At 70.7% G+C, this 17,784-nt stretch carries 19 protein-coding genes; 13 read left to right on the top strand and 6 right to left on the bottom strand.

Going from position 1 to position 17,784, the window contains the following annotated elements; genetic code table 11:
* Nucleotides 1–138: 138 nt before the first annotated feature.
* Nucleotides 139–1,146 (bottom strand): MHYT domain-containing protein, encoded by a 1,008-nt coding sequence (locus ACFXJ8_RS03805; RefSeq protein ID WP_379642258.1) that lies wholly within the window; start codon nt 1,144–1,146, stop codon nt 139–141.
* A 115-nt stretch (nt 1,147–1,261) separates the two neighbouring features.
* Here ACFXJ8_RS03805 and macS point away from each other — a divergent pair, with 115 nt between their 5' ends.
* The 3 genes from macS to thiI all read left to right on the top strand — a co-directional run bounded on the left by macS (nt 1,262) and on the right by thiI (nt 4,313).
* Nucleotides 1,262–2,368 carry a MacS family sensor histidine kinase gene (gene macS / locus ACFXJ8_RS03800; protein WP_379642257.1) on the top strand — a complete coding sequence of 369 codons (1,107 nt, stop codon included), beginning with the start codon at nt 1,262–1,264 and terminating at the stop codon, nt 2,366–2,368.
* Between the two features lie 21 nt (nt 2,369–2,389).
* Nucleotides 2,390–3,013: a response regulator gene (locus tag ACFXJ8_RS03795; RefSeq protein ID WP_379642557.1), complete on the top strand. Its 624-nt coding sequence runs from the start codon at nt 2,390–2,392 to the stop codon at nt 3,011–3,013.
* A gap of 103 nt (nt 3,014–3,116) precedes the next feature.
* Nucleotides 3,117–4,313 (top strand): tRNA uracil 4-sulfurtransferase ThiI, encoded by a 1,197-nt coding sequence (gene thiI, locus ACFXJ8_RS03790; RefSeq protein WP_379642256.1) that lies wholly within the window; start codon nt 3,117–3,119, stop codon nt 4,311–4,313.
* Between the two features lie 12 nt (nt 4,314–4,325).
* Here thiI and ACFXJ8_RS03785 read toward each other — a convergent pair whose 3' ends face one another.
* The gene (locus ACFXJ8_RS03785; protein ID WP_379642255.1) at nt 4,326–4,616 is read right to left on the bottom strand and encodes a YiaA/YiaB family inner membrane protein; all 291 of its coding nucleotides are present in this window, start codon (nt 4,614–4,616) and stop codon (nt 4,326–4,328) included.
* 114 nt (nt 4,617–4,730) lie between these two features.
* The gene (gene aroF / locus ACFXJ8_RS03780; RefSeq protein WP_379642254.1) at nt 4,731–5,765 is read right to left on the bottom strand and encodes a 3-deoxy-7-phosphoheptulonate synthase; all 1,035 of its coding nucleotides are present in this window, start codon (nt 5,763–5,765) and stop codon (nt 4,731–4,733) included.
* Between the two features lie 250 nt (nt 5,766–6,015).
* On the opposite strand from aroF, the gene ACFXJ8_RS03775 reads away from it, so the two are divergent.
* From ACFXJ8_RS03775 to ACFXJ8_RS03755, 5 genes are all read left to right on the top strand, one after another.
* The gene (locus tag ACFXJ8_RS03775; RefSeq protein WP_379642253.1) at nt 6,016–6,615 is read left to right on the top strand and encodes a molybdopterin-dependent oxidoreductase; all 600 of its coding nucleotides are present in this window, start codon (nt 6,016–6,018) and stop codon (nt 6,613–6,615) included.
* Between the two features lie 55 nt (nt 6,616–6,670).
* The gene (locus ACFXJ8_RS03770) at nt 6,671–7,807 is read left to right on the top strand and encodes a sensor histidine kinase (RefSeq protein WP_379642252.1); all 1,137 of its coding nucleotides are present in this window, start codon (nt 6,671–6,673) and stop codon (nt 7,805–7,807) included.
* 66 nt (nt 7,808–7,873) lie between these two features.
* On the top strand, nt 7,874–8,608 hold the full coding sequence (locus ACFXJ8_RS03765) for a LytR/AlgR family response regulator transcription factor (protein WP_379642251.1): 735 nt from the start codon (nt 7,874–7,876) through the stop codon (nt 8,606–8,608).
* Nucleotides 8,605–8,895: a hypothetical protein gene (locus tag ACFXJ8_RS03760; protein WP_379642250.1), complete on the top strand. Its 291-nt coding sequence runs from the start codon at nt 8,605–8,607 to the stop codon at nt 8,893–8,895. The genes ACFXJ8_RS03765 and ACFXJ8_RS03760 overlap by 4 nt, the downstream gene beginning before the upstream one ends.
* Nucleotides 8,892–10,403, top strand: a complete 1,512-nt coding sequence (locus tag ACFXJ8_RS03755; protein ID WP_379642249.1) for a cation acetate symporter — start codon at nt 8,892–8,894, stop codon at nt 10,401–10,403. Before ACFXJ8_RS03760 ends, ACFXJ8_RS03755 begins: the two co-directional genes overlap by 4 nt.
* Before the next feature lie 345 nt (nt 10,404–10,748).
* Here the strand turns inward: ACFXJ8_RS03755 and ACFXJ8_RS03750 are convergent, their stop codons facing one another.
* The 3 genes from ACFXJ8_RS03750 to ACFXJ8_RS03740 are packed head-to-tail and all read right to left on the bottom strand — an operon-like array spanning nt 10,749 to nt 14,719.
* Nucleotides 10,749–11,588: a deoxyribonuclease IV gene (locus tag ACFXJ8_RS03750; protein ID WP_379642248.1), complete on the bottom strand. Its 840-nt coding sequence runs from the start codon at nt 11,586–11,588 to the stop codon at nt 10,749–10,751.
* Between the two features lie 45 nt (nt 11,589–11,633).
* Entirely contained in the window at nt 11,634–13,118 is a 1,485-nt protein-coding gene (locus tag ACFXJ8_RS03745; protein ID WP_379642247.1) for a beta-N-acetylhexosaminidase, read from the bottom strand.
* A gap of 38 nt (nt 13,119–13,156) precedes the next feature.
* Entirely contained in the window at nt 13,157–14,719 is a 1,563-nt protein-coding gene (locus tag ACFXJ8_RS03740; protein WP_379642246.1) for a PucR family transcriptional regulator, read from the bottom strand.
* A 94-nt stretch (nt 14,720–14,813) separates the two neighbouring features.
* Between ACFXJ8_RS03740 and uraD the strand changes: the two genes are divergently transcribed.
* Genes uraD through ACFXJ8_RS03715 form a run of 5 tightly spaced genes read left to right on the top strand, consistent with a single transcriptional unit; the run spans nt 14,814 to nt 17,784 of the window.
* Nucleotides 14,814–15,287: a 2-oxo-4-hydroxy-4-carboxy-5-ureidoimidazoline decarboxylase gene (gene uraD, locus ACFXJ8_RS03735; protein WP_379642245.1), complete on the top strand. Its 474-nt coding sequence runs from the start codon at nt 14,814–14,816 to the stop codon at nt 15,285–15,287.
* On the top strand, nt 15,284–15,583 hold the full coding sequence (gene uraH, locus ACFXJ8_RS03730; RefSeq protein WP_379642244.1) for a hydroxyisourate hydrolase: 300 nt from the start codon (nt 15,284–15,286) through the stop codon (nt 15,581–15,583). Before uraD ends, uraH begins: the two co-directional genes overlap by 4 nt.
* Nucleotides 15,584–16,447, top strand: a complete 864-nt coding sequence (gene pucL, locus ACFXJ8_RS03725) for a factor-independent urate hydroxylase (protein ID WP_379642243.1) — start codon at nt 15,584–15,586, stop codon at nt 16,445–16,447.
* Between the two features lie 3 nt (nt 16,448–16,450).
* On the top strand, nt 16,451–17,311 hold the full coding sequence (locus ACFXJ8_RS03720) for an FAD binding domain-containing protein (protein WP_379642242.1): 861 nt from the start codon (nt 16,451–16,453) through the stop codon (nt 17,309–17,311).
* Entirely contained in the window at nt 17,311–17,784 is a 474-nt protein-coding gene (locus ACFXJ8_RS03715; protein ID WP_379642556.1) for a (2Fe-2S)-binding protein, read from the top strand. Before ACFXJ8_RS03720 ends, ACFXJ8_RS03715 begins: the two co-directional genes overlap by 1 nt.

Here is a 17,784-nt window from a genome sequence, read left to right as displayed (position 1 = left end):
CGCTCCATTCCCCTCCAGGTACGGCTCGTGCCCTGACTGTCGCGGCCCGATGTAGCGGGCGCGAGCCGTACCCTTGTCGATCGCGAAGAGGGCCGCGCCGGGGACACCGCCCGTCGCGGCCCTCTCGTCCGGAACGTCTCAGTTCCGCGGATACGGGTACCCCTGGCCCTGGCCCTGAGGGGCGCGGGCCCTTCTGGGGTCGGGCCCGCCGTATTCCGGCCCGCCGTACTCGGATCCGTTGTATTCCTGTCCGCTGTATTCCTGCCCTCCGTATTGGGACCGGGCCTGGGCGGCGCGCCGCTGGGCGGCACGGCCTCTTTGCGCGGGCGGACCGGCGGGAACGGGCTGGGGCGCGCGCAGGGTCTGCGCGCGGGCGGCCGCCTGGCGGCGCATCTCGAGGCGGGCCATGAGCTCGGCGTCCTCCCTGAGCTCCTCCTGCGAAGGAGACAGGATGACCATCAGCAGCATGGTCAAGGTGATCAGGCTGACCACCGTCATCAGCGGCACGAGGAACGACAGCGCGTCCGCGCCGCCCACGTGACCGGGCTCGTGCTGGACCTGGACGGCCATCGCGAACATGCCCGTGTAGTGCATGCCGCAGACCGCCACCCCCATGATGAGCGCGGCGCCGGTGATCGCCACCGCCCGCCTGACCCGCAGCGTGAACCACAGCGCGACCGTCGCGGCGACGACCGCGATGACGACCGAGGCCGCCACGATCGTCGGATCGTAGGAGACGTGGGCCGACATGTTCATGGCGTACATGCCCATGTAGTGCATCGCGGCCACGCCGAGCCCGGTGAGCAACCCGCCGCCGAGCAGCGCGGGCACCTTGGCCCTGCCGTAGGCCACCAGGAACAGCCCCGCACCGACGAAGATGACGGCCACCAGCGCCGAGGCGACGGTGAGCGGCACGTCGTACCTGATCTCCGTGCCCTCGACGTCGAAGCCCATCATGGCGATGAAGTGCATGACCCAGATGCCGGTGCCGCCGATGGAGATGGCGGCGCCGACGAGCCATCGGGCACGCGAGGAGCCGGTCGAGGCGTTGGCCTGGGCGGTCAGCCGCAGTCCGAGCATCGAGCCCATGCACGACATCACGTACGCGAGGATCGGCGTGAGCGCACCCTGGGTGAAATGATTCATAGTGTGACAATCCTTGCCATAGGGATCCACCGGATTGTGACAGCGGGTCTGTCCTCTTTGCATGGATAGTCGAACTATCTGTCAAACACCCCAGTCGGAAACGTGAGAATGCCTCATGGACTCTGCCTTCTGGCGGGCGATCGCGGTGTTCCGTGTCGCCTCGCTCGGCTACGCGGCGGTGCTGATGGTCCAGCACGAAGGCTTCGCCCACCCCGTCGCCGGCTGGACGGTCATCGCGATCATGGCGCTGTGGACCGCGGCCGCCGCCTTCTGCTACTCCGTCGAAGCCATGCGCGGGTGGCCGCTGCTGGTCATCGACATGCTCGTGGCGCTGGCGTGCCTGCTGGCCACGCCGTACGTGCAGGGAGAGTTCCAGGGCGAGCTGGGCAGCATGCCGGTGCCGGCGATCTGGGTGGCAGGCCCCGTCCTGGCCTGGGCCGTGTACGGCGGACGCCGCCTCGGCGGGGTGGCGGCGGCCATGGTGGCGGGAGCCGACCTCTGGGTACGGATGACCGGGCCCGGCACGCCGATCCTGATCAACGGGGCGGTCCTGCTGTTCATGACCGGGATCGTCGTCGGGCACGTGGCGCGCCTGGCCATCCGAGCCGAGGAACGCATGCAGCGGGCCGTCGAGATGGAGGCCGCGCAGCGCGAACGCGAACGCCTGGCCCGCGGCATCCACGACTCGGTGCTCCAGGTGCTGGCGCTGGTCAAACGGCGGGGTCAGGAGCTCGGCGGCGAGGCGGCCGAGCTCGGCAGGCTCGCGGGGGAGCAGGAGGCCGCCCTGCGCGAACTGGTCGCCGTGCGGGCCGCCCCGACCGGCTCGGCGGATCTGCGCGCGCTGCTGATGCGGCTCGGGTCCGCCCAGGTGACGGTGTCCACGCCGGCCACGCCGCTCGTCATGCCCACCGCGACGGCCGAGGAGACGGCCGCGGCCGTACGGGCGGCACTCGACAACGTGCGCGCGCACTGCGGTGAGCAGGCGCGGGCCTGGGTGTTCGCGGAGGAGGGCGACGGAGAGGTGACCGTGAGCGTCAGGGACGAAGGGCCCGGCATCGCCGACGGGCGGCTGGAACAGGCGCACGCCGACGGACGGCTCGGGGTGGCGCAGTCCATCAAGGGGCGGGTGGCCGACCTCGGCGGCCGGGTGACGATCCTGTCCACGCCGGGCGAGGGCACGGAAGTGGAGATCACCATTCCGGCACCGCTCTTTCGGCCATAGAGTTGCGGCGTGGTGCGGGTGATGGTGGTCGACGACCATCCCATGTGGCGCGACGCGGTGGCCAGAGACCTGACCGAGGCGGGCTACGAGGTGGTCGCGGCGGTGGGCGAGGGACGACAGGCGCTGCGCGTGGCCGAGGCGGTCAGGCCCGACGTGGTCGTGCTCGATTTGCAACTGCCCGACCTGTCGGGCGCGCAGGTCGCCAGCGGGCTGCCCGGCGTGAAGATCCTCGTGCTGTCGGCCAGCGCCGAACAGCAGGACGTGCTTGAGGCGGTGAAGGCGGGCGCCTCCGGCTACCTGGTGAAGTCGGCGGGCCGGGAGGAGTTCCTCGACGCGGTGGCGCGAACCGCCGCGGGCGACGCGGTCTTCACTCCGGGGCTGGCCGGGCTGGTGCTGGGGGAGTACCGCAGGCTGGCCACCACGCCGCAGGCCCAGCCCGAAGGGCCCCGGCTGACCGACAGGGAGACGGAGGTGCTGCGGCTGGTGGCCAAGGGGCTGTCTTACAAGCAGATCGCCGACCGGCTCGTCCTCAGTCACCGGACCGTGCAGAACCACGTCCAGAACACGCTCAACAAGCTCCAGCTCCACAACCGTGTCGAACTCGTCCGCTACGCCATCGAACAGGGCCTCGACAAAGACCTCTGACCCGTTCTCCTGAGGCTCCGGCACTCCCCGGCGGACTAAACTCGATGCGTCGCGGCGTTGCAGATGGCGCCGCTTTCCCACATTCCTCCCGGAGGTTCCCGCCATGACGATGTCCGCCCTGGGCGAGCCGTGCGTTCTGCTCAAGTTGGGGGAGATCGTCCTGAAAGGCAAGAACCGCGAGCTGTTCGAGCGCAGGCTCGTCGGCAACATCCGCGCCGCCCTGAAGGACTTCGACCTCAAGACCGACGTGCGCCAGCGCCACGGCGTCATCGCGATCTTCCTGCCCGAGGGCACCAGCGTCGAGGTGGCCGACCAGGTCGCCCAGCGCGTGACCGACGTGCCGGGCCTGGTGTGGATCCACCGCGCGTGGCGCGTGGCCAAGGACCCCGACACCGTCGTCAAGGCCGCGCTTGAGCTGATCAAGGATCGTGACGAGGTCAAGCGGGGCGCGAAGTTCGCCGTACGCTCCCGCCGTCGCGACAAGCGCTTCCCCCTCCGCTCCAACGAGCTCGACCGCCTCGTCGGCGGCACCATCAACGACACCTACGGCCTGCCCGTCGACCTGAAGCGCCCCGAGCTGACCGTGTTCATCGAGGTCGACCGCGACGAGGTCTTCGTCTTCACCGACGGCCTGCAGGGCCAGGGCGGCCTGCCGGTCGGCAGCAGCGGCAGGGCGCTGGTGCTGATGTCCGGCGGCATCGACTCCCCGGTGGCCGCCTACCGCATGATGCGCCGCGGGCTCCACGTCGACTTCCTGCACTTCTCCGGCATCCCCTTCACCACCTCCGAGTCGATCTACAAGGCGTACGCCCTGGTCCGCAAGCTCGACCGCTTCCAGGGCAGGTCGCGGCTGTGGGTCGTGCCGTTCGGCAAGGCACAGCAGTCGATCAGGACCTCCGGCCAGGACCGGCTCGCGGTCATCGCGCAGCGGCGGCTCATGCTGAAGACGGCCGAGGAGGTCGCCCACCGCATCAGGGCCGGAGCGCTCGTCACCGGCGACGCCCTCGGCCAGGTGTCCTCGCAGACGCTGCAGAACATCACCGCCCAGGACAACGCGGTCGACCTGCCGATCCTGCGACCGCTGATCGGCTGGGACAAGACCGAGATCATGGCCGAGGCCCGGCGCATCGGCACCCTGGAGATCTCCGAACTGCCCGACGAGGACTGCTGCACACTGCTGGCGCCCAAGCGCGCGGAGACCAGGGCCAAGATCGAGGACCTGAAGCTGATCGAGAAGCGCCTCGACGCGGAGGAGCTCGCCGTACAGCTGGCCGACTCGATCCAGGAGTACACCCTCTGAAAGCCCGTGCGGTCAGGGGGTGTCCACCTTGAACGGGTCGTGTTCGGCGAGGAGCTTGTCGAGGCGGGCCTGGTCGACCCGGTTGGTGACCACGCTGAGCTCCTGGCGGTCGCGCACCACCTTGGCCAGCGTGAACGCCGACGTGACCACGTACAGGACGCCGACCGTGAGGAACGCCCTGATCCATCCGGAGACCGGCAGGTAGGCCACGCCGATCGCCACGGCGGCCAGGGACACACCGAAGGAAAGCACCGACTGGATGTAGTAGGCAGTGGTCTGGGTGGGCTGGATCGGTTTGTTCATGGCTCGATGATGGCGAGCCGCAAACGCCGACACATGCGGAGAAATACTTAGTTACTCATGAGTACGGCAGGCGGTTCGTGGCGCGCCCGCCGTACCAGCCCAAAAGAACGCGCGTCAGACCGCGAGCGCGTCGCCCACGACGCTCCTGCCCATCAGGCCGGGGAAGGTCCGCATGATCGTGGCGAGCTCACGCAGGTCCCCGTCGACCAGGGCCTGCGGGCCGTCGCACAGGGCCTGCTCGGGGTGCGGGTGCACGTCCACGATGATGCCGTCGGCGCCGACCGCGATGGCGGCGCGGGTCAGGGGGAGCACCAGGTCGCGGCGGCCGCCGGAGTGGGACGGGTCGATGATGACCGGCAGGTGCGACAGGCGCTGGGCGACGGGGACGGCCGACACGTCGAGGGTGTTGCGGGTGGCGGTCTCGAAGGTGCGGATGCCGCGCTCGCACAGCACGATGTCGAGGTTGCCGCGCTGGGCGATGTACTCGGCCGCCATGAGCCACTCCTCGATGGTGGCGTTCATGCCGCGCTTGAGCATGACGGGCTTGCCCGCCGCGCCGACGGCCTGCAGCAGCGCGAAGTTCTGCGCGTTGCGGGTGCCGACCTGCAGCATGTCGGCGTGGGAGGCGACGAGGTCGACGTCGTGGGCGTCGACGACCTCGGTCACGATCGGCAGCCCGGTCTCCTCGCGCACGTCGGAGAGGATGCGCAGCCCCTTCTCGCCGAGCCCCTGGAAGGCGTAGGGGGAGGTGCGCGGCTTGTAGGCGCCGCCCCGCAGCAGGGTCGCGCCCGCCGCCTTGGCCATCTGGGCCGCCTCGAGCGTCTGCTGCGGGGTCTCGACCGCGCACGGCCCGGCGATGAGCGTCACGGTGCCGGGGCCGATCGGCACCCCGCCGACGTGCACGGTGGAGCGGTCGGGATGGTTCTCCCTGCTCACCAGCTTGTACGGCGTCGACACCCGCATGACGTCGCGCACCCCGCTCATGCCGCGCAGGTTGACGCTGCTGAGCTGCGTCACGTCGCCGACGAGGCCGACGATCGTGCGCTGCACGCCCCTGCTGACGAACGCCTCCACCCCTGCCGCCTGCACCAGGTCGACCACTGCCTCGACGTCGCCCTGCGTCGCCTCGGCGCCCATCACGATGACCATGATTTCTCCTTGAAAATGACGAAGGCCCCGGGTCCTGACTGGACCCGGGGCCTTCGATCGCCTGTGTGCTAGCGCATCACCAGATGGCGAACGGTCCGATCGGGTCCGTCGCCATACCAAAACAGGAAGGTGATGTGCATAGTGCGGCAATAGTAGCGCATGCCCGAGAGCCGGCAAGCGGGCACCGGGTCCGGTCCGCCGCGCGGGGGATGGGAGGATGGCGTGGAACACAGTCGGCGAGGGAGTGATCGTGGAAGAGTCGCGCCTGCCCCCAGGCCAGTACATTCCACGCGGTCGACCCGTCATCCACTACGGCAGGGTGCCGCGGTTCAGGCAGGAATCCTGGGACTTCCGGGTCTTCGGCGCGACGGCCTCGGGCGAGGAGCACCGCTTCACCTGGGAGGACTTCCAACGGCTGCCGCGGACGTCGCTCCTGGCCGACTTCCACTGTGTGACGAAGTTCTCACTCATGGGCAACGAGTGGGCGGGCGTGACGCCGCGGACCATCCTGGCCGCCGCGCCCCCGGCCCCCGGCGTCCACCATGTGATGATCTGGGCGGAGTACGGCTACGGCGCCAACATCAGGATGTCCGACCTGACGGCTCCCGGCACCCTGTTCGCCACGGACCTGGACGAGAAGCCGCTGGCCGCCGAGCGCGGCTTCCCGCTGCGCATCGTCGTCCCGCACCTGTACGCGTGGAAGAGCGTGAAATGGGTGCGCGCGGTGGAGTACCTGGTGGAGGACAGGCGCGGCTTCTGGGAGGAGCGCGGCTACCACAACGTGGCCGACCCGTGGAAGGAGCAGCGCTACTCCTACCAAGAGGAGCCCGGCGAAGGTCCACCCCCTTAGGTCTCTCGCAGCGTTCCCACCCGGACACGGTGCGTTGTTGGCTACGGTTGCGCGCATGTCGACCACCGCTTGCGTGGTTCTGGCCGCCTTCGCGTTCGTCGCGGGGTTCGCCCTGGCCAGACGGCGTCCCCAGCTACCCGAGGGTGGCTGGAAGGACGAGGCCACCTTCACGACCCTGCACATCGCGGCGATGGCGGCCCCCTCGCTGCGGACCGGCCTGACGCGGGAGTCGGCGCGCAAGGCCGTACGGCATCTGCGGGCCCTGCTCGGCACCTCGGCCGTCGCGATCACCTCCACCGACGCCGCACTGGCCTGCGACGGCGCCTGCCCCGAGGAGGTGCTGGCGCACGCGCGCGCCTCGCTGGCCTCAGGGCGGCCGCACGTGTTCGCGGGCGAGCCGAACGGCGCGGTCGTGGTGCCGCTGACCGTCGAGGGCAGGGTGGTGGGCGCGCTGTCCGCCTACGACGAGGAGGTGAGCGCGGCGCTGGTGCGCACGGTCACCGAGGTGGCCAGGTGGGTGTCGGGCCAGCTCGAGCTGGCCGAGCTCGACTCCTCCAGGCGGCAGGCGATGGAGGCCGAGCTGCGCGCGTTGCGCGCCCAGATCTCCCCGCACTTCGTCTACAACGCGCTGACCACGATCGCCTCGTTCGTCAGGACCGACCCGTGCAGGGCGCGCGAGCTCATCCTCGACTTCGCCGACTTCTCCCGCTACGCGCTGCGCAGGGCGCGCGACTTCACCACCCTGGCCGACGAGCTGACCTGCGTGGACCGCTACCTGCTGCTGGAGCGGGCGCGCTTCGGCGACCGACTGCGCTTCAGCGTGCAGGTCGCGCCGGAGGTGCTGCCGGTGCCGGTGCCGTTCCTGTGCCTGCAGCCGCTGGTGGAGAACGCCATCAAGCACGGCATGGGAGGGCGCGACGGCACCGGAGAGGTCAGGGTCGTGGTCCGCGACGCCGGCCCGGAGGCGCACATCACGGTCGAGGACGACGGCACGGGCATGGAGCCCGAGCGCGCCCGCGAGGTGCTCGACGACGATCCGCGCCGCGGGGGCGGCGGCATCGGGCTGGCCAACGTGGACGTCAGGATGCGGCAGATCTACGGCGAGGACTACGGCCTGGTGGTGGAGACGGCCGTGGGCGCGGGCACCAAGGTGAAGATGCGCGTGCCGAAGGCCCGCCATAGCTCTTTGTAGTCAATTCTTTACCCAGAGCTGGCGTGTCGCTTGTGACGTGTGCGTTCTTGAGGCAGTTTGGAACGCATGCTACGTGTGCTGGCCGTCGACGACGAGGTGCCCGCCTTGGAGGAGCTGGCCTACCTGCTTCGTCAGGACACCAGGGTCGAGCACGTCGCGACCGCCTCGGACGGGGTCACGGCGCTGCAGGACATGGTGCAGCTGATCGGGGCGGGCGAGCGGCTCGACGGCGTCTTCCTCGACATCCGCATGCCGGGGCTCGACGGGCTCGACCTGGCGCGGCTGGTCGGCGGGTTCCCCCGCCCGCCCAGGCTGGTGTTCGTCACCGCCCATGACGACTGCGCGGTGCAGGCCTTCGAGCTGGAGGCGGTCGACTACCTCCTCAAGCCGGTGCGTGCCGAGCGGCTGGCCGAGGCCGTGCGCAGGCTCGAGGCCGCCGCCCCCTCCTCCGAGCCCGGCGCCGACGACGTCATCCCGGTCGAGCTCGGCGGGGTCACCAGGTTCGTGCCGCAGCAGGCGGTCTGGTACGCCGAGGCCAAGGGCGACTACGTCCGCCTGCACACCTCCGACGGCGGCTACCTGGTGCGGATGTCGCTGGCCGCGCTGGAGCGCCGCTGGGCGAGCGCGGGCTTCATCAGGGTGCACCGCAGCACGCTGGTGTCGGCCCGCCACGTCAGCGAGCTGCGCTTCGAGGGCGGCAGGGTGCTGCTGACGGTGGGCAGGGAGACGCTGCCCGTCAGCCGCCGCCACACCAGACAGGTCAGGGAGCAACTGGTGCGACAGTTCAAGACGCTCACATGAACGCCCGGCGGGTGGTCGTGCCGAGGAGGCCCGCCGCGGTCCGGCGGGCCCCGGTGCCGCTCGGGCTCGACGGGCCGGGCAGCGACGCGGAGGTCAGGGCGCTCATGCGCAGGCAGGCCGGCAGCGCGCTGGTCACGGTGGCGGCGGTGGTCGCCGTGCTGGTCGCCCTGCCCTTGCTGACCGCCGAAGGCGACTGGCTGGTGGTGACGCTCGCCGTCCAGCCACTCTGGGTGGTGCTGGCCGTACTCCAGCTCAGACGGGCGGAACGCGTGGAACGCGAGCGGTGAACGGCACCGTCGCCGCATCGGCGGCCGGCATCGCGTTCGTGGTCATCATCTCGGTGATGGTCGGCGTGGTCCGGCCCCGGCGCTACGTGACGGTGTCGGAGTTCTACGTCGCGGCGCGGGCGGTGCGGCCGTGGTGGAACGGCGCGGCGATCAGCTCGGAGTTCACCTCGGCGGTGGCCTGCCTGAGCCTGGCGGGCTTGATCGTCACGCACGGCGCGCCCGCGCTGTGGTTCCCGGTGGGCGCGGCGGCGGGCTACGTCGTGATCCTCGCCCTCGTGGTGGCGCCGTTGCGCCGCTCGGGCACCTACACGCTGTCCGACTTCGCGCAGTGGCGGCTCGGCTCGGTGGCGCTGCGCAACGTCGTCGCCTTCGACGTGCTGGCGATCGGGCTGCTCTACCTGGTCGCCCAGCTCCACTCGGCGGGGGTGGTGCTGCACCTGCTGACCGGGATGCCGCCGTGGGCGGGCTGGCTGGCGGTGACGCTCGTCTCCGTCGTCGTCACGCTCGCCGGCGGGATGGGCAGCGTGACGAGCGTGCAGGCGGTGCAGTACTGGCTCAAGCTGATCGTGTTCACCGGGGTGGCGCTGGTGCTGTGGTGTACGTGGCGGTGCGGGGCGGTGACGGGGCCGCTGGAGACGGCGGGGTTCGTCGCGCCGTACGGTGACCTGCTGGCCGGTTCCGGCGACCCCTCGCTGCCGGGCGTGCTGACCGTGCTGCTGGCCTGCGCCCTGGGCACCATGGGGCTGCCGCACATCATCACCCGCGTCTACACCAACCGCGACGGGCGCGCCGCGCGGCGCGCCGTCGTGGCCGCCCAGGTGCTGCTCGGCCTGTTCTTCCTGGTGCCGCCGCTGTACGGCATCCTGGGCCGCGTCCACGTGCCCCACGCCCATGACGAGGAGGTCGTGCTGCTGCTGCCCGGCTCGATGCTGCCGGGCCCGGCGGGCGACGTGCTGACCGGGCTGCTGGCGGCGGGGGCCTTCGCGGCCTTCCTGGCCACCTCCTGCGGCGTGCTGGCCGCCGTGGGCGGCGCGGTGTCGTCGTGCGTGACACGCGCGGGCGTGGGCGCCTTCCGCCTCGTCACGGCAGCCGTGGCGGTGACGACGCTGTCGCTGACCTCGCTCACCACGCCCGGCAGCTCCGTGCTGGGCGTCCTGCTCGGGTTCAGCCTGTCGGCGGCGACGCTCTGCCCGCTGTTGCTGCTCGGCCTCTGGTGGCGGCGGCTGAGCGCCGTGGGCGCGGGCGCGGGGTTCGCGGTGGGCGGCGGGCTCACCGCGGCCCCGGTCGTCCACGACGTGATGGGCGTGAATCTGGGGCTGCTGTCCGCGTTTCCCGCACCCTTCGCCGTGCCGCTCGCCTTCGTCGCGATGGTGGTGTTTTCCCTGGTCACACCAGGTCGGGTACCTATGGGGGTGGATCGGATGATGGCCAGGATGCACCTGCCGGAGGAGATCGCGGGCCCCTTCGACGACCGTTCGTCGCCCGAGGACGGCCGCTCGCCGGTTTGACACTCTCCGTACGTCGATGACTACTGACCGTTCAGCGAGCTGTTCTTGAACGGGGTTTCACGTTCAAGATCGCATCCGTAGTGTTTCCGCATCGGAGAGCCACTCCGTCGCATCGGGGGGGACGAGCCGCGAGGCTCACACAGGCCTGATGCGCGGATCCTCCGGTGACCTCTGGTCACCGAAACGGTGGTCGGGCCCTTTACCGGGGGGTAGGGCCCGCCCGTCGAAGACGTGAAGGGGCGCCCGCTGTAGCTGCGTGCCGGACCGCGATCCGGCCATACGGGGGCGGCCGGGTCGCGCGAGCGGCGCCCCTTCCCGTCGCCTCCGATGGCACGCCAGCGGGTCTCAGGAGTCGCGCAGCTTCTTCAGCAGCTCGATGTCCTCGCGGTGCTTGTCGGCCTTGCCGGGCGTCTCGATGCAGATCGGCACGCCCGCCGCCACCGGGTGCCGCATCAGGTCGGCGAACGGCTGGGCGCCGATGTGGCCGGCCCCGATGTTCTCGTGGCGGTCCTTCTTCGACCCGCACACGTCCTTGGAGTCGTTGGCGTGGACCAGTTTGAGCCGCCCTGGAGCGATCCGGTGGAGCGCGTCGAAGGTCTCCTGGACCCCGCCGGGTGCGGCCAGATCGTGGCCGGCGGCGAAGGCGTGGCAGGTGTCGAGGCAGATGCCGGCCTTCGGGTGCCACTCGAGCGCCGCCAGGTAGGGCTCCAGGTCCTCGACGGTGGCGCACAGCATCGCGCCCTGGCCCGCCATCGGCTCCAGCAGCAGGTCGGGCCCGTCGTCGGGGATCTCCTCCAGCAGCGGGAGCAGGTGCTCGCGCAACTGGCGCAGCGCGTCGTCACGCGACTGGCTGACCGCCGAGCCGGTGTGGACGACCACGCCCCTGGACCCCGTCGCGACGCCCCGCAGCAGCGTGTGGCGGGTGATGGCGACCGAGTTGGCCAGGGTCTCCGGGCTCGGCGAGCCGAAGTTGACCAGGTAGGGCGTGTGGATGAAGGACACCACGCCCGACTCGACGAGCTTGGCGTCTTCTTCGGGCTTGCCCACGGTCAGCGCCCAGCCACGCGGGTTGGTGACGAACACCTGGACCATCTCGGCGCCGATCTCGGCCATGTATTTCAGGCCGCCCGTCGCCAGGCCGCCGGTGACGGACACGTGTCCGCCGATGAGAGAGGTAGGGCTCATGATGGGGCCAAGTCTAGGCGCACCGGCCGACATTCCCGCTGGTGATCAGCGCCAGGCGACGTCGGGTGAGCGGTAGAAGGCCACCGACTGAGCCTCCCAGCGCGGCCCGTGGGCGGCCAGCCGTTCCCTGTAGTCCTCCCACGAGCGGTCGGAGGCGGCGGACCAGCCGATCTCGGCGATGCCGGGCAGGCGCGGGTAGGCCATGTACTCCAGCTCGTCGGGCCGGTCCAGCGTCTCGGTCCACAGCGGGGCCTCCACGCCCAGGATGTCCTCCTCCCGCACGCCCTCGACGAGGGTGGCGGGGTCCCACGCGTAGCTGTCACCCACCTCGACGAGCCCGGCCCAGTCCAGGCCGTACTCGGTGTCGCGGGTGTACTTCATGTCCAGGTAGGAGCGGTCGGCGGGGGACATGACCAGCTTGGCGCCCCTGGCCACGGCGGCCACGGCGCGATCGCCCGCGCGCGGGTCCCAGTGCTGGGCCACCGCGCCTGAGGTGATCTCCGCCCAGCCCATCAGCTGCTTGCCGTACGTGTCGACGATCCGCTGGGCGCGGGCGACGAACCGCTCGTAGTCCTCGGGCGCGGTGCTGTCGGCCTCGTCGCCGCCCAGGTGCAGGTACGGCCCCGGCGTCAGCGCGGCCACCTCGCGCACGACGTCGTCGAGGAAGCGGTAGGTGATCTCCTTGTCCGTGCACAGCGAGCTGAAGCCCACCTCCCTGCCCTTGTACGGCTCGCGCGCCCTGCCGTCGCAGTTCAGCTCGGCGTAGGCGGCCAGGGCCGCGTTGGTGTGCCCCGGCGTGTCGATCTCGGGCACGACGGTGACGAACCGTTCGGCGGCGTAGCGCACGATCTCGCGGTAGTCGTCCTGGGTGTAGAAGCCGTCGGTGGCCAGCCTGGGCCAGCTCTTGATCTCGATGCGCCAGCCCTGGTCGTCGGTGAGGTGCAGGTGCAGATGGTTGACCTTGTAGCCGACGGCCAGGTCGATGTAGCGCTTGACCTGCTCGACGGTGAAGAAGTGGCGGGCGACGTCGAGCATGACGCCGCGGTAGGCGAAGCGCGGCCGGTCCTCGATCGTCAGGCCCGCGATCGTCCACGGGCCCTGCTGCGGGGTGGCGCTCTCGACCTTGGCAGGAAGGAGCTGGCGCAGCGTCTGCACGCCGCGGAACAGGCCCTCGGGCGTGGCGGCGGCCAGCCGTACCTGGTCAGAGGTGACGTCCAGGGTGTAGCCCTCCCGGCCGAGATCGCGCCCGCCGCTCTCCTCCAGGGTGATCTCCGCCTCCTGCCGGACCACGGGCAGCGGGTAGCCGGTGGAGCGGCGCAGCAGCCGGGCCAGCTCCTCGGCGACGGGCGCGGCCCCGGCCGAGCGCAGGCCGATCCGCGCGCCGGGGTCGAGGGAGAACGTGCCCTCTGTCATCCGCACGGAGGCGGGCAGCGGGATCAGTGGCGGACCCGTCGGCTCCGGCACGTCGGCGGCGCACGCGGCGGCGAGAGTGGACGCCGTCATCAGCGCGGCGAGTCGACGGTGCGGCACGGACGCCCCCCATTGTAAGGTTTGTTTACATATATCACCTACTGCAGGCGGAGGGCGAGGAAGAAGTCCACCCTGTCCTCCAGGCGGGAGAGGTCTCTCCCGGTCAGGTCCTGGATGCGCTGGATGCGGTAGCGCAGGGTGTTGACGTGGACGTGGAGCAGCTCCGAGCACTTGGTCCACGAGCCCGAGCACTGCAGGAAGGCCTCCAGCGTCCGGACGAGGTCGGCCTTGTGCACCTGATCGTAGGAGCGCAGCGGATCGAGCAGCCGCACCCTGAACATGTGGCGCACGTCGTCGGGCACCGAGGCCAGCAGCAGGACGTGCGTCGCCAGCTCATCCTGGCCGACGACCGCGTCGGGCTCCGGCTTGCCCTCGGCCATCCGGCGGGCGTACCTGGCCTCCTCGACCGCGCCGCGCAGCCCCTCGACCTGGGCGACCCCGCTGACACCGACGGTCAGCCTGCCTCCGGCCAGTCCAGGGGCCAGCTCGTGTACGGCGACGCGGACGCGCCCGGTCAGCTCGCGATCGTCCGACGGGACGAGCGCGATCGCCTCCTCCCCGACGACCCCGATGGCCAGCGGTGTGAGCGCGCCCGTGTCGTCCAGGAGCGCGGCGTGGAGGATCTCCTTGACGACCGCGCGCAGCTCGGCGGGGCGCAGGCCGCCGTGCGCCGCGGCGGCGAGCACGATGTAGCCCGGCGCCCCCGACAGGCCCGTGACCTCCAGCCTGGGCAGGATGTCGCTGGGCTTGCCCTCGGTGAACACCAGGCGGACCAGTTCCTGGGCGATGCGCCCCTCGGGGCTGAGCCGGTCGTCCAGGCGGATGCGCTCCAGCGCGGCGACCGCGGCCAGCTCGCCCGCCAGCGCCTGCCGTTCCTCCGGCCAGTCGGTGAAGCAGCCCTCGACCGCGACGAACCAGTCGGCCACCCTGGAGGTGGTCTGCTCGTCCACCGGGAAGATCGAGTAGCCGTTGCGCGAGCACGGCAGCCGCTTCACGGTCAGGAACGTCCTGGCCATGGCCTTGGCCGTGTCGCGGTCCAGCGGGCTCGACCCCGACACCAGCCGCCCCGAGGAGGTGAGGACCCAGCAGCGCATGCCCAGGTCCCGCCCGATCATCTCCAGGACGGGGTCGAGCCCCGCCCCCGAGACGAGCTGGCGGTGCCGGTCGAGGACCGCGGTCACGTCGGAGGCGCGGGCGGTCGACAGGTGGCGCACGATGTGCTCGGTGACCTCGGCGAACGACAGCGCCTGCGGCACGTGGAACAGCGGCATCCGGTACCTGCGGCAGGCCTCGACCAGGTCGGCGGGCAGGTCGCCGCTGCGCGCGTCGCAGGCGCCGAGCCCCGAGGCGCCCGCCCTGGCCAGCGCCCTGACGAACGTTTCGCTGTCGGCGGGCGCGCGCCGCCAGATCAGCCCGGTGAGGACCAGCTCGCCGCCGCCGAGATAGCGGCCGGGATCGAGCAGGTCGGTGGTGACGACCCACCTGATGGGCCGCTCCAGCTCGTCGTGGCCGGCCACGACAGACAGGCCCAGCTCAGGCATGTCGAGCAACGCGTTGAGCCGCATGCTGGAGAGTAACCGATAGGTGAACAGAACGTGCATTGGAGCATGACACGAAAAGACCTGACCAACCCCCCGTGCACTTCGGAGTTCTTGCTGCTGGACCGGGGACATCTGCGCTGTGTGTACTCATGACATGCCGAACCTCAACGAACTCAGCGCCGACGACGCGGAGAAGGAACTGCTGGCCTGCTGTGCCTCCCGTTCCTTCGCCCGCGAGGTGGCGGCGCTGCGTCCGTACGCGGACCTGGCCGCGCTGACCGCCGCCGCCGAGACCGCCGTGCGCGGCCTGGCCTGGGCGGATGTCGAGGAGGCGCTGGCGGCCCACCCTCGGATCGGGGAGCGGGCCGAGGGCGCCGACCGCGAGTCCGCCTGGAGCAGGCAGGAGCAGTCGGGCGTCGAGGAGCACCTGCGCCAGGAACTGGCGGAGGGCAACCGCGCCTACGAGGAGAGGTTCGGCCATGTCTATCTGATCTGCGCCACCGGCCTGTCGGGCGGGCAGATGCTCGCCCGGCTGAAGGAACGCCTCGCCAACGACCCCGCCATCGAGCGCGAGGTCGTGCGGGACGAACTGGCCAAGATCACCAAGTTGAGGGTGGCGAAGATATGAGCTTCTCGACGCACGTGCTCGACGCGGTCACAGGACGACCCGCCGTGGGTGTCCAGGTACGGCTGGAGCACCAGGGACAGGTCGTGGCGCAGGGCCGTACGGACGACGACGGCCGGATCAAGGGCTGGAACCCGGGAGCGGGCGTGCACCGCGTGGTGTTCGACACCGGCTCCTACCTCCAGGACACCTTCTACCCGGAGGTCGTCATCACCTTCACCGTCGCCGACCCCGCCGAGCACTACCACGTCCCCCTTCTCCTCAGCCCGTTCGCCTACTCCACCTACAGAGGGAGCTAGATGTCAGTCATCCTCGGACCCAACCGGTACGGCAAGGCCGAGACCAGGCTCGTCCGTGTCGTCCGCGACGGTGAGGTCCACCATCTCAAGGACATCAACGTCAGCAGCTCCCTGTCGGGTGAGATGGAGTCGGTCCACCTGACCGGCAGCAACGCCGCCGTGCTGCCCACCGACACGCAGAAGAACACCGCCTACGCCTTCGCCAAGAAGCACGGCGTGGACCAGATCGAGGACTTCGCGATCCTGCTGGCCAGGCACTTCGTCGACTCCCAGCCGACCATCCACCACGCGAGGGTGGAGATCGAGGAGTACGCGTGGGAGCGCATCAGCGGCGGCCACTCCTTCGTGCGCAGCGGCAGGGAGGTGCGCACCTGCGTCGTCCACCACGACCGCGACGGGCGCACCAGCGTGGTCTCCGGCCTGAAGGACCTGGTGGTGCTCAACTCCACCGACTCGGAGTTCCACGGCTACATCGTCGACGAGTACACCACCCTGCAGCCGACCGACGACCGGATCCTGGCCACCGCGGTGACCGCACAGTGGCGGCACGCTTCGGTCGGCGCGGACTTCGGCAAGTCCTACGCTGAGGTGCGACAGGCCCTCCTCGACGCCTTCGCCGAGACCTACAGCCTGTCCCTCCAGCAGACCCTGTACGCCATGGGGCAGCGGGCGCTGGAGACCAGGCAGGAGGTGTGCGAGATCCGCTTCGCGATGCCGAACAAGCATCACTTCCTGGTGGATCTGACACCGTGCGGCCTGGACAACGACAACGAAGTCTTCTATGCCGCCGACCGGCCCTACGGCCTGATCGAGGGCAGCGTGCTGCGCGAGGACGCGCCCGACGCGGCCTTCGCCTGGGAGTGAGACATGGACTTTCTGCGACCCACGACATGGGCGGAGGCGCTGGCGGCCAAGGCCGACCAGCCGGAGGCGGTGCCCATCCAGGGCGGCACCGACGTAATGGTCGAGATCAACTTCGACGTGCACCGGCCCGTGTCGCTGCTCGACCTGAACAAGGTCGCCGAGCTCCAGACGATCGAGCTGGTCGACGGCGTGTACCGGGTCGGCGCGGGCGTGCCGTACGTGCGGATCATCGAGGAGCTGCCCGGCGCGCTGCCGGGCCTGGCGCAGGCGGCGCGCACGGTCGGCTCGCCACAGATCCGCAACCGCGGGTCGGTCGGCGGCAACCTCGGCGCGGCCTCGCCCGCCGGTGACAGCCACCCGCCGCTGCTGGCCGCGGACGCGGTGATCGAAGTGGAGTCGCGCGACGGCGGGGTCAGGCTGATCCCCGCGCACGAGTTCTACCTGGGGGTCAAGCGCAGCGCGCTGCGCCCCGACGAGCTGATCAGGGCCTTCCACATGAAGTCCGCCGAGGGCCCGCAGTACTTCTCGAAGGTCGGCACCCGCAACGCGATGGTGATCGCGGTGTGCTCGTTCGCGGTGGCGCTGCACCCGGCGGAGCGCCGGGTCGGCACCGGGATCGGCTCGGCCGCCCCGACGCCGCGCAGGGCGCTGGAGGCCGAGGAGTTCCTGGCCGGCGAGCTCGACTGGGACGCGCGCCTCGACCCCGCCGTGCTCAGGCGGTTCGGCGAGCTGTGCGCTGCGGCGGCCTCGCCGATCGACGACGTGCGCGGCACGGCCGACTACCGCAGGCACGCGATCGCGGTCATGGCCCGCAGGACCCTGACGTGGGCCTGGAACGACTACAGGAAAGTGAGGGCCGCGTGATGCGCGTGAACTTCACCGTCAACGGCCGCACCGAGGCCGTCGACGACGTGTGGGAGGGCGAGAGCCTGCTCTACGTGCTGCGCGAGCGGGTGGGCCTTCCTGGCTCCAAGAACGCCTGCGAGCAGGGCGAATGCGGCTCATGTACGGTCTACCTCGACGGCACGCCGGTCTGCTCGTGCCTGGTCGCGGCGGGCCAGGTCGAGGGGCGCGAGGTCCGCACGGTGGAGGGGCTGGCCGACGGCGACCGGCTCGACCCCGTGCAGGAGGCCTTCGTCGAGTGCGGCGCCGTGCAGTGCGGCTTCTGCACGCCGGGCCTGATCGTCCAGGCGCACGATCTGATCCAGCACAACGACCAGCCGTCCGACGCGGAGATCCGCGAGGCGCTGGCCGGCAACCTGTGCAGGTGCACGGGCTACGAGAAGATCCTCGATGCCGTACGGCTGGCCGCCGCCAGGAAGGCGGCAGTCAGGTGA

The organism is Nonomuraea sp. NPDC059194 (assembly GCF_042754765.1).
Classification (GTDB): Bacteria; Actinomycetota; Actinomycetes; order Streptosporangiales; family Streptosporangiaceae; genus Nonomuraea.
This window is presented reverse-complemented; position numbering and strand designations above follow the sequence as displayed.